Origin of the sequence: Rheinheimera sp. MMS21-TC3, from assembly GCF_032229285.1 — a bacterium.
GTDB lineage: Bacteria > Pseudomonadota > Gammaproteobacteria > Enterobacterales > Alteromonadaceae > Alishewanella.
Genome location: NZ_CP135084.1, coordinates 2,999,598 through 3,013,955, shown reverse-complemented (window position 1 = coordinate 3,013,955; position 14,358 = coordinate 2,999,598). Strand labels below are relative to the sequence as shown.

Below are 14,358 nucleotides of genomic sequence, written 5' to 3'. Positions count from 1 at the left end.
AAGAATTAATCACTACTTACAACGATTAACCGTAAAGCATCTAGCTTTAATCGAGCTTTGCTGACGTAGTCTAATAATTGCCGCTTCTGCTCTAGTACCGCATCCACTTCATCAGCACGTACTGAAGGGTTAAGCTGGCGCAAGGCAGTTAAACGTTGATGTTGCTGATTAAGTTGTTCTGTTACTTGCTGCACAGCTTGTGCTTGGATTAGCGGCAGTTGCTGCTCGGCAAAGTGTGTAGCTTGGCTAATTAACGGATGCACTAAGCTCTGTAAAGCATTAACGAGTTTAGAAGCCGTTTGTCGGCCTACTGGCTTTAATTGTTTATTAAGTTGCTCAAAACTGACTTTAGCTGACAGATTCGTCGCCGACTTATCCAATAAGATGCGAATAGGGGTGGCAGGTAAATAACGATTTAATTGTAATTGAGCCGGCGCACTTGCTTCCACAATAAAATTAAACTCGACGAAGTAACTACCAGCCGGAAGCGCTTTATTGACTAAAATAGCGACCGAGCTATTCCCTTGCGGCTCTGTGGTGAGTAAATCTAAAGTTCCCCTAACCATAGGATGGTCCCAAGTTAATAACTGAATATCTTCTTGGGCTAATGCGGTTGCCCGATCAAAGGTTACAGTGGTGCCATCTTCAGCTAAACTTGGAAAACTACATTGCATATGGTCACCAGGGGTTAGCACTATACTAGTATCGCTGTGGTCATCTTGGTTAACACCAAACATATCCCAAGCTTTTAACATCAGCATAGGTAAAACAGTAGCTTGATCTTGTTCGGCAATAGACAGTGCTAATTGTTGAGCACTAACACCGCCGCCAGAGTTAATTTCTAAAAGTAAGTCTCGGCCTTGTTCTAACTTTAATTTTAATGCTTGGTTTGCGCTTGCGGTATCAGTTATTAATGTTTCTACAGCTTGTGAGTCAAAGCTGCTGCTGGCTAATAATGATTGCAATTGTGGCGCAAACTGCTCAAAGATAACTCGTCCTGTTTGACAGGTTTGGCTAAAAGCATTTAATCCCTGATCATACCATTGCATTAATAGCTGTTGTGCACTTTGGCTAAAGTAAGGCACATGAATTTGGATGTCAGCTTGTTGGCCAATGCGATCTAAACGGCCAATACGTTGCTCTAGTAGGTCTGGATTTAAAGGTAAATCAAATAAGACTAAATGGTGGGCAAACTGGAAGTTACGGCCTTCACTGCCTATTTCAGAGCATAGTAATAATTGAGCGGAGTAATCTTCTTGAGCAAAATAAGCGGCTGATTTATCGCGTTCAATAATACTCATACCCTCATGGAACACAGCCGCACGAATACCTTCTTGGGTTCTAACGGCTTCTTCTAAAGCGATAGCTGTTGCTGCACTTGCACATATAAGCAAAAATTTTTCATGTTTATGAGCTTTAAGTAACTGTAAAAGGTAGTCAACTCTAGGATCAAACTGGCACCAGCTGGCACTTGGATCTAAAGCCTGAAAAATTTGCTCTGGAAATAAATAGGCGTGACCCCGTTGGGCTAAGGTTAAATCAGCATTTAAACTAGTATGTACTTTTAATGCATTTGCATATTGCTCCGGCAGCGTTAAGCTCATAAATTGTGGTTGACGCTTTGGAAAACCCTGTACGCTGGCGCGGCTATTGCGAAATAAAATACGGCCAGTACCATGACGATCTAGTAATTGCTCAAGTAATTGCTGGCGTGCGTTTTGTTGTACGCTTATGTCACTAGCATTTAGTTGGCTAAGCTCGATGCTAATATCACTTTCGCTTAGGGTGTTTTCTAAAGCAGCTATCTCGGTTGTAGATAATTTTTCTTGGTTTAATAAAGGTTTAGCTACAGTTGCAATATGCTGATAATTTTTTTCTTCGGCAACAAATTGCTCGTAGCTATGAAAACGATCTGAGTCTAGCAACTTTAATCGTGCAAAATGGCTTTGGTGGCCTAACTGATCAGGAGTAGCGGTAAGTAAGATTAAGCCAGCCGTTTTTTCAGCTAATTCACTAATACGTGAATAATCTTCACTAGGGTTGTCTTGTTGCCATTGCAGGTGATGGGCTTCATCTACTACTAATAAATCCCACTGACTTTCAAGGGCTTGTTGATGCCAACGAGGAGAGTTCTTTAAAAAGCTTAAACTACACAATACTAATTGCTCAGTATCAAAAGGATTAGCGGTATCTAAACTTGCTTGTTCGCAGCGTTCTTGATCAAAAATAGCAAAGTGTAAATTAAAACGTCGCAGCATCTCGACTAACCACTGATGCTGTAATGTTTCTGGTACTACTATTAATACTCTGCTAGCTAAGCCGCTGATTAGTTGCTGATGAATAATTAAGCCAGCTTCAATAGTTTTACCTAAACCCACTTCATCGGCCAGTAATACCCTTGGGGCATGACGTTTAGCTACAGTGTTGGCAATATGTAATTGATGCGGGATTAAACTAATACGAGCGCCAACTAAGCCTTGTAATGGATTTTGCTGTTGCTGATGAATTTGTTGCCAGGCCTGATAACGTAAGGTAAACCAATCAAAACGATCAATTTGGCCGGCAAATAAACGATCTTGGGGCTTACTGAAGCTAATAAAATGATCAAGAAAAGTTTCGCGTAACTCAATATAGTCGTCAGTGTCACTACGTTGACCACAGTAAATTAAATTTTCGTGCTGCTGTTTAATAGCACTAACCAGTACTTTAAAACCATCAGCGCTACTAATTTCATCGCCAACATTAAAAGTAACACGGGTTAAGGGGGCTTCTGCTTGGGCATAATAGCGAGTCTCACCACTTGCCGGGAATAGCAGGGTTAACATGCGTCCCTCTATGGCAACTATAGTGCCTAAGCCTAAATCTGATTCTGTATCACTAATCCAACGCTGACCAAGAGCAAACATTATTACATACCATACCAACAAAAAAGCGGGGCGCTATAGTACTAAAAAACCTGTCATACTGCACCTAGTATTAAAGCGATAATAGCCTTGATTAACCTTAGCTTCAGCTTACTTTAGGCATTAATTCGCAAACAGGATTAAAGTTGACATCTTCGGTGATTCAATTAGTCTACTTAGTAAGCAAAGTTGCGCTATTAATTAAGTGCAAAAGGAGTTGCATGAAAAACCCTGTTTATGTTGAGTATCAGCGTGTAAAACTAATAGCTAGTGTGCTTATTGTTACGTTATCGCTGCTGGGTGCTTTTAGCCATTATTTAAGAGCAGTTGATGACAGCGTAATACAAACTAAGTTGCGCTTAAACAGTGCTAGTAGTCAGTTGGATGATAAGTTTAGTGCCTTATTAGCTTATGCTACAGCTTTGCAAAAAACTGCTCAATTAAAGCTGCTCTTACCCGCTATGGCCGATGATAATATGATATCTTTATTATCTTTTAGTGCCGCTGAAACGATAAAAGTTTCTTTACTAGATACTCAGCAACCATTGCATGCTGAATTAAATATGTTGCAACGTTTACAGCCCTACTTTGATTTAGTGACAGAAGTACAGCCATTTATTAGTAATATTTATTATGTCTCTGAGCAAGGCTATGCTTATAACGGCTTACCACGTTGGTCAGACTATATTGCTGAACAATTACTTAGCTGGCAAAACAGCACTAATCAAAAATCTTCATTTAGTCAAGACAGCCTTTTTTATCCAGATTTTATGCAACAACAAGCGTTATTACAGGTTCCTTTATATGCAAACAATAAAAAAATAGGTCGTTTTTTATTTGCTTTAGATTTAAAACAATTATTAAAGCCAGTGTATACCTTATATGCAGATACAGATTTAATGTTATTAGATCAAGCAGGCAGTTTAATTCCAGAATCTACATCACGCAAACTGCCGCAAATAGATCAGCATTTGCTTCATGTGCAACGTTTAAATAATACCCCTTGGTCGTTAGCCGTTTTAGAGCCAAAACTAAGTTTGTTTACCTCAGGCATTAAAGTGTTTTCTTTGCATTTCATCAGTTACTTAGTGTTGTTATCTATCTTTTTTGTTTTGATGCAGTATAGATTTAAACGTCGGGTGTTATCGCCAGTAAATCGTTTATTTATTCATATTGAGCGTTTAGCTAAAAATGATATTAATGGCGTTAGGCGAGTGCCTTTAGGTTGGAATGATATTTTTGATAAGGTTTATCGGCTGGCTCAACAAGATAAAACATCAAAATAAGCGATAGTCATTGTAGCCATTTGTCATATAAAGCTGATATTGCGGGTTGATTTCGCCTACCTTTAATAAAGCTGGCCCAGTGGCATCCACTAATACATAAACTTGGCCATTTATCAAAGTAGTAGAATCCGTAGCTAAGGGTTTAATAGCAATAGCCAGCATTGCATGGTTAGGTAAATATACAATAGCTTGCTTAAGTTCTGGATAAATAAGTTTAATTAAGGCTGCAAGTAATACCGCCTTACTATCACAATCGCCTCGATTTTCAGCTAATAACTTTAACGGAACATTAAAACTAGTCCCACTAGAATGTTGGCGATCGCTTAAGTCTTGATAGGGAATTTGTTGTAGCCAATGGCTAATATACTGCAACATTTGCCTAGAGCTTAAGTTAGACTGCTGCTGTTTTATGGCCTGCGCTATGGGAGCTAAGTCGGGTAAGCTTTCTAAAACAATTCTTAGGTGATCAGGCACTATGCCAACTTGGCCATCAGCAAAGCGAAATTGGCTATAGTACATTTGCTGTAAATAGTGGTTTTGTCTGGCGCTTATTAAGTTGCTTAATTCGGCGCTCAATTGCTTACGAGTAATAGGATCTGAGCCTGATAATTGGTAACTAAGACTAGTGGTATTCCTTAAGCGCTGTAGCTTAACACCTGGGTAAGTCGCTGCATGTAGTTGCATATCACGCCAGATATATTGTTGTAGATAGCTAGGCTGATAACGACGAAATGAGCGAAAGTGTTCGGCTAAAGTTTGGTTACTAATTGCAAATTGCAATTGTTCCATTTTTGTTGGGGTAAAAAATGTATAAGTAAACTGTTTATGATCGGCTTCTTGGTCAATCTTTACTTGCAATGCTGGCGCTGCCAGTACAGTGAATGGTAGCCAGCAAGTCAATATATAGCTATAAATAAATAGGCGAAATAGCATTATTATCATTAAGCTAATTTAGATTTACGATACATAAATAGCAAGACTAAACCCAATAAAATTATGCTGCTTGTATTGCCTGCAGCTACTGCCACGCCGACCGAAGTATTATGGTCAAAATGGATATCGCGTTGATAATCTTCTAAAGGTAATAAGTCTAAACTATGATCATCATACCCTGATATTTCAGCTACTAAGTAGCCTGTTTTAGCGTTAAACAACCGTATAGTTAATAAATACTCATCACGGGGGTAATCGCGGTGTAACACAGTATCAGTAGCAAACCAATCATCATTACGCTGATTAAAGAGTTCAAATACAGAGCTAGTATGAAAAATATATTCCTTTCCATAGCGTGAGGTTAAGCTATATTCAGCGAATACTTGCACATAAGGATCTGAGGTGTCAGCATCTATTTCAATTTCTAGGCGATGATAATAACCATTTTCATTAATATCGCCGCTAAGATGTAAATCAACGCTATGAAACCAAACGTAGCTTTCATAGGCTTGGCTACTGTTACCAGCACTACGCTGATTTAACTGAGTTTTGGCTAAATTGCTAATATCTGGTTTGCCTTGTCGCTCTATCGTCATTGAGTTAGCTGGTTCTTCGCTATAGGCTGGTATGCTAAGTACCATAAACAGTATGATAGATTGCAGTATAGTTTTCATAACAGAAACTCCATTAGTTTTGTTACTATTACAGGCTAACGGCATGAATATTGGCTGAATTAAACGTAAAGAATAGGTAAAGAGATGAAATTAGTACGTAACTTAACAGTTGAACAGCCAATAACCGCCATTGAGTTACTAGCAAAGGTTTTACCTGAATTATCTAAAAGCCGCTTAAAAGATGCCATGGCTAAAGGCGCGGTATTATTAAATACTAAACCTAAAAAGCGCTTAAGGCGAGCCCAAACAGCTTTACTGCCGGGACAAAAGCTAGAAATCCATTATGATGATGATTTGTTACAGCGGCAATGCGATAAAGCTGTGTTATTACACGACATGCAAGGCTATAGTGTTTGGTTTAAACCTGCAGGCATGTTGTCGCAAGGCAATGAATGGGGAGATCACTTAGCTTTATTGCGGGCTGTCGAGTTGCATTTTGGTCATAAAAGACCGGTATTTTTATTACATCGTTTAGATAGAGAAGCTAGCGGTTTAGTATTATTGGCTCATTCTAAAAAAATGGCTGCTGCTTTTAGTAAAATGATAGCTAATCATGCTATCGATAAAGAATATTTAGTTGCGGTTAAAGGTGAGTTATCTCGTGAGTTACAGCAAACAGCAAAAATAGTGAGTAGTTTAGATGGCAAAGCTTGTGAGACACAGTTTTATAATGTGCACTACGCTGCAGATTTAAACCAAAGCAAATTGCAAGTTAAGCTTATATCCGGACGAAAACATCAAATTCGCCGGCATTTTGCTGCAATACAACACCCCGTAATCGGCGACCCTATGTATGGTGATAATAATAAAGATAGCAAGGGTTTAGCGCTGCAAGCAGTTGGCTTAAGTTTTAACTGTCCGCAGACACAGCAGCGACAAAATATTAGCTTACCAGCGCATTTACAGCATATTTCAGTATCATTCTAACCAAGCACTAATTAGCCATATTAATAGCGTTAGGTTTAAGTACTTCGCCATTGCAGTGTAATGCCATACTACCTAAGCTAAGTGAGTTTATTAAATCTTTACGAATAGCTATACTGGTCCACTCACAGGCATTAGGACTAGTGCTCTGGAGCGTTAATAACCAAGCTTCACTTGGCTCAGTGTTTTCTGCGGCTAAGTAATGGCCTAACCATAGTGCTTGGGGCAATGCGGCTATAGAGCTAGTAGACCATGGTTTTTTAATAAGCTGGTTTAAAATAAAACTCATGCATACAATGGGCGAGGACTGAAACTCAGTAGGCAAAAGCTCTTTAAGCTGTAAAACTAATGCTTGTTGTAGCGCTTCAAGCTCGGTGTTTTGATCCAAGGCTAACCATAGAGTATCAAGTTCGCGACACTTTACTAAATACTTATGTGCCGGTAAGTTCTGTAAAAAGCTCTCTAATAATTGATGATAAAACAGCTCGCCAAATTGTAGTTTTAGCTGCTGGCTAGCGTGTAATTGGATCGCCAACACTGTCATATTTTGCTTGTTTTCTAACTTTTGTACTTGCTGACAAAAGCTAGACCAGTTAAAGAGCGATGTTTTATTTTTCCGTATCCGTTGCTGTAGGCGAAGATAACGCCAGAGGAAAGAAATAATAACTAAGCTTATTAGCAAAGCACTACTAATAAAAACATAGTTTTTAAACTGAGCTAGCTTAGCTTGGTATAACAGTTGTTCTTGTTGAGCCATATCAAGCTGGCGCTTTAATTCACTATTTTCATTTATATTTTGTTTAATATTATTTAATTTAAACTGACTTTCTTCACTAATCTGCTCAAAACGTTTGTTACTTGCATCATTTAAGTTGGTATAAGCGCGTTGCCATTGCTTATTATCTGCTGCTATTTTGGCCATCAGGCTATAGAATCTATAATGCATAAAAGCTGCAGATTGAGTGATCTCAGGTTCAATTTTATTAAGTAATACTGTTGCTTGTTCTTGCTGGTTATTATCGTACAAGACTTCAGCTAAATTAATACTAGCCTCATAAGCTGTAGTCAAAAAGTTTTGTTGCTGAAATAACTGTATTGCATCAGAAAAGTGCTTAATAGCTTGCTGAGGTTGCTTTTCAAGTATGGCTACTTTTGCTAAAGACTGCATGACTAAACCAACTCTATATACATCATCTTGTTCGCGGGCAAGCGTTAAAGCTTCAGCTAAACTATCTTTGGCTAACTGCAAAGATAATGTACTACCGCTATTTTCTGCTTCCACTAAATGAGCTTCTGCTATAAAAACTAAGGTATAAGTATAGTTACCTTTTCGTTGTAGCTGCTTATATAAAGGTAATGCCTGTTGGAAGTGTTCTAAAGCGCTCTGGGTATCATCTATTTTTAAAAAAGCCTTACCTAAACGAAAATGAATAGAAGCTAAAGCAGGCTGATCGTTTAATTGACTGGCTAACTTAAGTGCTTGAGTAAACTGACTGTAGGCTAAGTTGTAATCATTATTAGGTAAGGCAAGGCGGCCGATAATAATTCTGGCTCTTAACTCATAGTTGGCATGTTGGAGGTCTAATGCAACATCAAGGCTACGTTTTGCATAAGGCATAGCCTTATTAGGCTGGCCTAATTGATTATAGGCTTGAGCAAAATTTTGCAGCACATCTCCATATAAACTTTTACTTTCTCGGCTAGTTTGGCCGATTAATAGTTGTTCAGCCAGCTGTAATTGGGTGATAGCAAGCGGGGTGTCACGAAATAAAATGCCATATATTTTGGCTTTCATTAAATAGCTATGACCGCTTAGATAAACACTATCGGCTAATGCTATAGCTTTATTGATAGCATCTAGGGCAGCATCTTTATTTCTTAAATGAATTTGTGTTTCTGCTAATACAATCAAATCCCTGGCTGTAAAGTTTGCAATGGGATTTTGTAGTAACTGTTGACTGATAAGCTCTGGTTCTATAGCGGCAGCATTCAATCTAGGCTCTAATTCATCAGATGCCGATGCCAAGAAAGAGCAGCATATAAAAAAGAAAATAAGTGAGCGCATTATAAGATATCAATCCTTTTTACTTTATAGTGTAACTAGTATTTATGATACCGACTAGCGCTAAAACATAAGCTACGTAGCATTAAAATATTGCTGACAATAAAGGCTTTAAATAAACATTTAACTAACAACTTTGAGTGTTATATGCTGTAGTTAAGATATTTTTATTATAAAAAGTGGCCTAAATCGTCGCTAACATTGCAATTAGTGGTTGCCGGACATATTAATCTTAATTCAGGTGGCGCTCAGTCATCAATGTTACACTACGCTTACAGTGACGCTAACTAGGATTTTAATTTATGATAGCGTTAAATAAAGCCGAGGTATTTATGTTTTCTTCATCTTTTAAACAGCAGACGAGTCAATGGCAGCAAGCATTTGCTAAGCGTAAATCAGCTGGGCCATTGCAAAGACTTTTGGCTTGGTTAATGTTAGGTGTGTTTATAGTGATTGGTGCTGGACTCTTGCTATTTATGCTGTTACTTAGTTGGATAGTGATCCCTATTTTATTATTTAAGCATAGAGCTAAAGTTAAAGCTTGGCAGCAACAAGCAAAGGCGCATGCTGAACAGCCAACCGAGCATGGCCCGACCGTAATTGAAGGCGAAGTGTTAGAGAAAAGACAAGATTAGTTGTCTATTACTCTTAGTTTGGCTTGAATATAATCGCTATGGCGGATAAATAGTAAATCGGCAATTTTGCGCAACATAGCTTCTTCATTTGGGTCTAATTCATGGTCAATATAAGCTTGTTGCCATAATTGCTGCATTAACTGCAGTCTAGTTGCATAGCTCAACTGTTTAAGTTGTGTTGTAAACTCATGTAATGATACGGCTTCATCGGCCCGCTTAATGGCTTGTTCGCAGACTTCTTTAGCTTCAACATTAGTTAACCCTAACTCACGTTGTAAATACTGCTCTACTAGTGCGGTTTCTTCAACAGTTAAGTTGAAATCTGCATTAGCTACCATCAACATTAGCGACACGCTAGCAAATTGCTCACTGCTTAAACCACAGACTGTGCTTGGCTGATGCTGAGCATTAGAATCAGTTGGGTTAAGATTGTCGAGCAAGGTTTTAAATAGTTGCAGCATTATATTTCCTATTCACTTTAAGCCTATTAAGCGCCAATTAGAGTCGATATTGCACACTTTGTTGCATAATACTTGAGTTAGCTTGCATTTAAGCTCTGATAGCCACATTAATAATTTAATTTGTTAGTTAACGCAACTTGGTCTGTTGCATATTTAGAGGTGACAGATGGCAATTATTATTACCTTATTGCTAGGTGCAGTGATCATGGGCTTAGTATTATTGCAACCGTATTGGCGACGTTATAAGCGACAAGGCTTGCTGAAGCAACCTTTCCCTAGAGCTTGGCGAAGGATTTTACAACAGCGGCTGCCTTTTTATCGCGTATTACCTACTGATTTACAGTTACAGTTAAAACAGCATATTCAAGTGTTTATTGCAGAAAAAAAGTTTATCGGTTGTGCTGGTGTTGTTGTCACTGATGAAATGCGTATCACTATTGCTGCTCAAGCTTGTTTATTATTACTTAATCGTCCAGATTATTATTATCCTAAATTGAAGCAAATTCTTATTTATCCTGGTGCTTTTATGGTTAAAGGGCCGCAACGTGATGCAGCTGGAGTGATGCATCAGCAGCAACGCTTGTTATCAGGTGAGTCTTGGGGGGTAGGGAGGGTTATTTTAAGTTGGGCAGATGCTAAGCAAGGAGCTGCTAATCCTAATGATGGCCGTAACGTGGTTATTCATGAGTTTGCCCATCAGCTTGATCAAGAAAAAGGCATGGCAACAGGCGCGCCTTTACTAGAGCGCAGTACAGATTATCAGCAGTGGTCAAAAGTATTGGCGAAAGAGTTTAATCAGTTGCAGTATCAGGTTGCGGCCGGAGAGGTGAGTTTATTCAATGCTTATGGCGCTACCAATCCTGCTGAGTTTTTTGCTGTTATTTCAGAAGTGTTTTTTGAGCAACCCCATGAACTTGCTGCTCAGCATACTAAGCTTTACCAACAACTAAGTTATTTTTATCGGGTTAACCCGCTAAGTTGGAGCTAAGATTTAGAAACCATCAGGCCAAAATAAGGCGCGTAATACTTGTACAGCAACCATTATTATCAGCAAAGGAACAATAAAAGCACTAATTTTACTGTTAGTGGCCGCCTCTTGTTTGCCAAACCTTTCTGTTAGGTTAACAACTAATACCAACCCAACTAATAACACTGCTAAAATAATGAGTAAAGTCACAATGTTTCCAAAATTACTAGTTTAAAACGGTCAGTGTAACCCAGTGTTGAAATGCGAGCAAAATCAAGCAATCGTACTGTGCCAAAAATTCGCTTCGTGTTATGCTGCGCGCCTGATTTTAGATATAAGGATAGGCGATGTTTTTAGCTATATTGGCTTTGTTAGCTGGGCTAGCGTTATTAGTCTGGAGCGCAGATAAATTTGTTGACGGTGCTGCTGCAACTGCCGGTTATGCAGGTATGCCGCCTTTATTAATCGGCATGGTTGTAGTTGGTTTTGGTACTTCTGCACCTGAGATGGTGGTATCTGCTATTGCTGCCTTAGATGGTAACCCTGCTTTAGCAATTGGTAATGCTTATGGCTCTAACATCACTAATATTGCTTTAATAATTGGCCTAGTGGCATTAATTAGCCCTATTGCTGTGAATTCTCAAGTAGTACGTAAAGAGTTGCCTATACTAATGGCTATAACCTTATTTGCTGGTTGGCAGTTATATGATGGCCAATTAAGCCGTAGTGATGCTTTGGGGTTACTGGTAGTATTTTTTATGGTAGTGGGTTGGTCAATTTGGCAGGGGATGCGAAATAGTAAAGATGACTATAGTGACCAAGCCGTTGCTGAGCTAAGCGACAATAACCTAACGTTAAAGCAGGCTATTATCTGGTTGATTATAGGCTTAGTGTTATTAATTATAGCTTCACGTCTATTGGTGTTTGGTGCTGTATATATTGCTCAAGGTATAGGGGTTAGTGATTTAGTCATTGGTTTAACCGTTGTTGCTATTGGTACTTCTTTACCTGAACTGGCTGCTTCACTTATTGCAATTAAAAAAGGTGAGCACGATTTAGCTTTGGGTAATGTTATAGGCTCCAATTTATTTAATACTTTAGCTGTAGTGGGCATAGCTGCAGCTATTAAGCCAATAAGTTTAGATGCCGTAGTGTTAACTCGAGATTGGACCTTAATGGCTGCTTTAACAGCAGCATTGTTTATTATGGGTTATGGCTATAAAAAGCAGGGGCAGATTAATCGTCTTCATGGTGTTTTATTGTTATTGGCGTATATAGGTTATAGTGGATATTTAGTTAGCACTGTTATTATCTAAGTAAGAAGCATCCTAAGTAACGACTATTAAACCTAAGAAGGAAGCGAATTCATGCAACCAGCACTTTCTCAGTATTTACTACGTCAGGGCTCTTATATTAACAGTGAATGGCATAGCAGCCATAACAGCTTTGCTGTTATTAATCCTGCTGATGGCCAAGTGTTAAACCAAGTGGCAGACGCTGGACCAGAACAAGCATTAGCAGCAGTGGCGGCTGCCCATAAGGCTTTTCCTGGCTGGAGTGCGTTACCTGCTGCAAAACGTTCCGAACTGCTTAATAGCTGGTATCAGCTATTAATTAAGTACCAAACCGATTTAGCTATTATTCTAACTGCAGAGCAAGGTAAGCCGTTAATTGAAGCTGAAGCAGAAATTAACTATGGTGCTTCGTATTTGCAGTGGTTTGCAGAGCAAGCAAAACGTTTAGACGGTGTAACTATTCCGGCTCCTTCAGCGGATAAACGAATAATTGTTCAGCGCCAAGCTGTAGGCGTTGTTGCTGCAATCACGCCTTGGAATTTCCCTAATGCCATGATGATGCGTAAAGCGGCCGCAGCTTTAGCTGCGGGTTGTACCTTTGTGGTTAAACCAGCACAACAAACTCCTCTTTCTGCTTTGGCAATGGCAGTATTGGCAGAGCAAGCAGGCATACCTAAAGGAGTATTTAATGTTGTTGTTGGTACAGACGCTAAGGCTTTAGGGGAAGTTTTAACTACCGACCCCAGGGTAGCTAAATTTAGTTTTACTGGTTCTACTGCTGTAGGTAAAATCTTAGCTGCACAATGTGCTAAAGGCATTAAACGGGTAACGATGGAGTTAGGCGGCAATGCGCCTTTTATCGTATTTGCTGATGCTGATCTAGACGCTGCTGTGCAAGGTTTGTTAGTGGCTAAGTTTCGCAATGCCGGCCAAACTTGTGTTTGTGCTAATAGGATCTTAGTTGATAAAAGTATTTATGCTGCTTTTATTAGCAAGCTTTTAGCTGCGGTTAATGGGCTAAAAGTAGGTACTGGTTTTAAGTCAAGCTCAGATCTTGGTCCTTTGATTAGCGATGAAGCGTTACAAAAAGTAGCTAAGCTAGTTGATTCTGCTATTGAACAAGGTGCAAAGCTAGAGCTTGGTGGTCAACGACATAAAGCCGGTAAACAGTTTTATACACCGACAATACTAAGCCAAGTAACAGCGGATATGGCTATAAGCCAACAAGAAATATTTGGTCCTGTTATAGCTTTACAACAGTTTACAGATGAAGCTGAAGCTATTCAGCTAGCTAACGCGACAGACTATGGCTTAGCTGCTTATTTTTACAGCCGAGATATTGGTCGGGTATTTCGTGTTGCTCAAGCTTTGCAGTTTGGCATGTTAGGCATTAATGAAGGCGCTATCTCTAATGCTGCTGCACCTTTTGGCGGCATTAAACACTCCGGCTATGGTCGAGAAGGTTCGCAGTATGGTTTAGATGACTATACTGATATCAAGTATTTATGTTTAGGTGGTTTAGAATAAAGTAATTAAAAACAAAAGAGCAACTTAGAGATTTAGTTTCTAGGTTGCTGTTTACCCAGTTAAGTTTTTTTAAGTTAATTGCATAAATTTCAACTAATAGTTGACTTACTACTTAGATAAGCGTTATAGTGCATTTGGCTTGAGGGAAAGCCTAGTTTTATATAAGTACAATCCGCAGTTTTAGTCATAAACCTTCGTTCTGTTATATCTAAATCTCAGTTTTCTTCCAGCTGAATTGCCTATTTAAGGCTCATATATTTTTTTAATTTATTCAGGATTTTAATTATGTCTAATACTGTTACTGGTACCGTTAAATGGTTCAACGAAGCTAAAGGTTTTGGTTTTATTGAGCAACAATCTGGTCCAGACGTATTTGCCCATTTCAGCGCTATCAAAAGCGACGGTTTCAAAACTTTAGCTGAAGGCCAACAAGTACAATTTACTTTAAGCCAAGGCCAAAAAGGCCCACAAGCTGAAAACATCGTTTGCATCTAATTGTAAACTAAGCTGCTTCTGCTAATAGCAAAGTAAAGCTTAACTAACAAATTCATATCCTAAGGCCTTATTATAAGGCCTTAGTTTTTTTTCCATTTCTATTTGCTGCAAAATAGTCTTTTCATTTCATCCTCCTTAATTTGTTTATTTCAACTATAGTTTTAACTTGTACTAAAGCGGTACAGCTTGATTAATA

General features: G+C 38.8%; 13 protein-coding genes. 7 read left to right on the top strand and 6 right to left on the bottom strand.

The annotated features are described in order from the left end of the window. Positions 1–5 precede the first annotated feature (5 nt). Positions 6–2,906 (bottom strand): RNA polymerase-associated protein RapA, encoded by a 2,901-nt coding sequence (gene rapA / locus RDV63_RS14600; RefSeq protein ID WP_409934844.1) that lies wholly within the window; start codon positions 2,904–2,906, stop codon positions 6–8. Between the two features lie 218 nt (positions 2,907–3,124). On the opposite strand from rapA, the gene RDV63_RS14595 reads away from it, so the two are divergent. After that, a complete protein-coding gene (locus tag RDV63_RS14595) occupies positions 3,125–4,189 on the top strand; it encodes a hypothetical protein (RefSeq protein ID WP_313910231.1) in 1,065 nt (354 codons plus the stop codon). On the opposite strand, the gene RDV63_RS14590 is transcribed toward RDV63_RS14595, so the two are convergent. Beyond that, positions 4,181–5,122 carry a hypothetical protein gene (locus tag RDV63_RS14590; protein ID WP_313910230.1) on the bottom strand — a complete coding sequence of 314 codons (942 nt, stop codon included), beginning with the start codon at positions 5,120–5,122 and terminating at the stop codon, positions 4,181–4,183. The two genes, RDV63_RS14595 and RDV63_RS14590, sit on opposite strands and share 9 nt — an antisense overlap. Positions 5,123–5,130: 8 nt before the next feature. Further along, positions 5,131–5,796: a choice-of-anchor H family protein gene (locus tag RDV63_RS14585; RefSeq protein WP_313910229.1), complete on the bottom strand. Its 666-nt coding sequence runs from the start codon at positions 5,794–5,796 to the stop codon at positions 5,131–5,133. 84 nt (positions 5,797–5,880) lie between these two features. On the opposite strand from RDV63_RS14585, the gene RDV63_RS14580 reads away from it, so the two are divergent. Next, positions 5,881–6,723, top strand: a complete 843-nt coding sequence (locus RDV63_RS14580; protein ID WP_313910228.1) for an RluA family pseudouridine synthase — start codon at positions 5,881–5,883, stop codon at positions 6,721–6,723. A 7-nt stretch (positions 6,724–6,730) separates the two neighbouring features. Here the strand turns inward: RDV63_RS14580 and RDV63_RS14575 are convergent, their stop codons facing one another. Next, on the bottom strand, positions 6,731–8,785 hold the full coding sequence (locus RDV63_RS14575) for a tetratricopeptide repeat protein (RefSeq protein ID WP_313910227.1): 2,055 nt from the start codon (positions 8,783–8,785) through the stop codon (positions 6,731–6,733). Positions 8,786–9,084: 299 nt separating this feature from the next. On the opposite strand from RDV63_RS14575, the gene RDV63_RS14570 reads away from it, so the two are divergent. Beyond that, complete coding sequence (locus RDV63_RS14570; RefSeq protein ID WP_313910226.1) at positions 9,085–9,417, top strand: hypothetical protein; 333 nt, start codon at positions 9,085–9,087, stop codon at positions 9,415–9,417. On the opposite strand, the gene RDV63_RS14565 is transcribed toward RDV63_RS14570, so the two are convergent. Further along, on the bottom strand, positions 9,414–9,878 hold the full coding sequence (locus RDV63_RS14565; protein WP_313910225.1) for a TerB family tellurite resistance protein: 465 nt from the start codon (positions 9,876–9,878) through the stop codon (positions 9,414–9,416). The genes RDV63_RS14570 and RDV63_RS14565 overlap by 4 nt on opposite strands. A 166-nt stretch (positions 9,879–10,044) precedes the next feature. Between RDV63_RS14565 and RDV63_RS14560 the strand changes: the two genes are divergently transcribed. Then, on the top strand, positions 10,045–10,866 hold the full coding sequence (locus RDV63_RS14560) for a zinc-dependent peptidase (RefSeq protein ID WP_313910224.1): 822 nt from the start codon (positions 10,045–10,047) through the stop codon (positions 10,864–10,866). A gap of 3 nt (positions 10,867–10,869) precedes the next feature. On the opposite strand, the gene RDV63_RS14555 is transcribed toward RDV63_RS14560, so the two are convergent. Further along, positions 10,870–11,055: a hypothetical protein gene (locus RDV63_RS14555; RefSeq protein WP_313910223.1), complete on the bottom strand. Its 186-nt coding sequence runs from the start codon at positions 11,053–11,055 to the stop codon at positions 10,870–10,872. A gap of 137 nt (positions 11,056–11,192) precedes the next feature. Here RDV63_RS14555 and RDV63_RS14550 point away from each other — a divergent pair, with 137 nt between their 5' ends. The 3 genes from RDV63_RS14550 (at position 11,193) to RDV63_RS14540 (ending at position 14,162) form a co-directional block, all read left to right on the top strand. After that, positions 11,193–12,161, top strand: coding sequence for a calcium/sodium antiporter (locus RDV63_RS14550; RefSeq protein WP_313910222.1), 969 nt, complete (start codon positions 11,193–11,195; stop codon positions 12,159–12,161). A gap of 51 nt (positions 12,162–12,212) precedes the next feature. After that, positions 12,213–13,667, top strand: coding sequence for an NAD-dependent succinate-semialdehyde dehydrogenase (locus tag RDV63_RS14545; RefSeq protein WP_313910221.1), 1,455 nt, complete (start codon positions 12,213–12,215; stop codon positions 13,665–13,667). A gap of 285 nt (positions 13,668–13,952) precedes the next feature. Beyond that, positions 13,953–14,162 (top strand): cold-shock protein, encoded by a 210-nt coding sequence (locus RDV63_RS14540; RefSeq protein ID WP_313910220.1) that lies wholly within the window; start codon positions 13,953–13,955, stop codon positions 14,160–14,162. The last annotated feature ends 196 nt before the right edge of the window (positions 14,163–14,358 follow it).

Excerpts from the sequence above, each read along its gene's own strand:
- rapA (WP_409934844.1), bottom strand. The coding sequence starts at position 2,906 with ATGTTTGCTCTTGGTCAGCGTTGGATTAGTGATACAGAATCAGATTTA.
- RDV63_RS14570 (WP_313910226.1), top strand. The coding sequence starts at position 9,085 with ATGATAGCGTTAAATAAAGCCGAGGTATTTATGTTTTCTTCATCTTTT.
- RDV63_RS14545 (WP_313910221.1), top strand. The coding sequence starts at position 12,213 with ATGCAACCAGCACTTTCTCAGTATTTACTACGTCAGGGCTCTTATATT.
- RDV63_RS14590 (WP_313910230.1), bottom strand. The coding sequence starts at position 5,122 with ATGCTATTTCGCCTATTTATTTATAGCTATATATTGACTTGCTGGCTA.
- RDV63_RS14575 (WP_313910227.1), bottom strand. The coding sequence starts at position 8,785 with ATGCGCTCACTTATTTTCTTTTTTATATGCTGCTCTTTCTTGGCATCG.
- RDV63_RS14550 (WP_313910222.1), top strand. The coding sequence starts at position 11,193 with ATGTTTTTAGCTATATTGGCTTTGTTAGCTGGGCTAGCGTTATTAGTC.
- RDV63_RS14585 (WP_313910229.1), bottom strand. The coding sequence starts at position 5,796 with ATGAAAACTATACTGCAATCTATCATACTGTTTATGGTACTTAGCATA.
- RDV63_RS14595 (WP_313910231.1), top strand. The coding sequence starts at position 3,125 with ATGAAAAACCCTGTTTATGTTGAGTATCAGCGTGTAAAACTAATAGCT.
- RDV63_RS14580 (WP_313910228.1), top strand. The coding sequence starts at position 5,881 with ATGAAATTAGTACGTAACTTAACAGTTGAACAGCCAATAACCGCCATT.
- RDV63_RS14540 (WP_313910220.1), top strand. The coding sequence starts at position 13,953 with ATGTCTAATACTGTTACTGGTACCGTTAAATGGTTCAACGAAGCTAAA.
- RDV63_RS14560 (WP_313910224.1), top strand. The coding sequence starts at position 10,045 with ATGGCAATTATTATTACCTTATTGCTAGGTGCAGTGATCATGGGCTTA.
- RDV63_RS14565 (WP_313910225.1), bottom strand. The coding sequence starts at position 9,878 with ATGCTGCAACTATTTAAAACCTTGCTCGACAATCTTAACCCAACTGAT.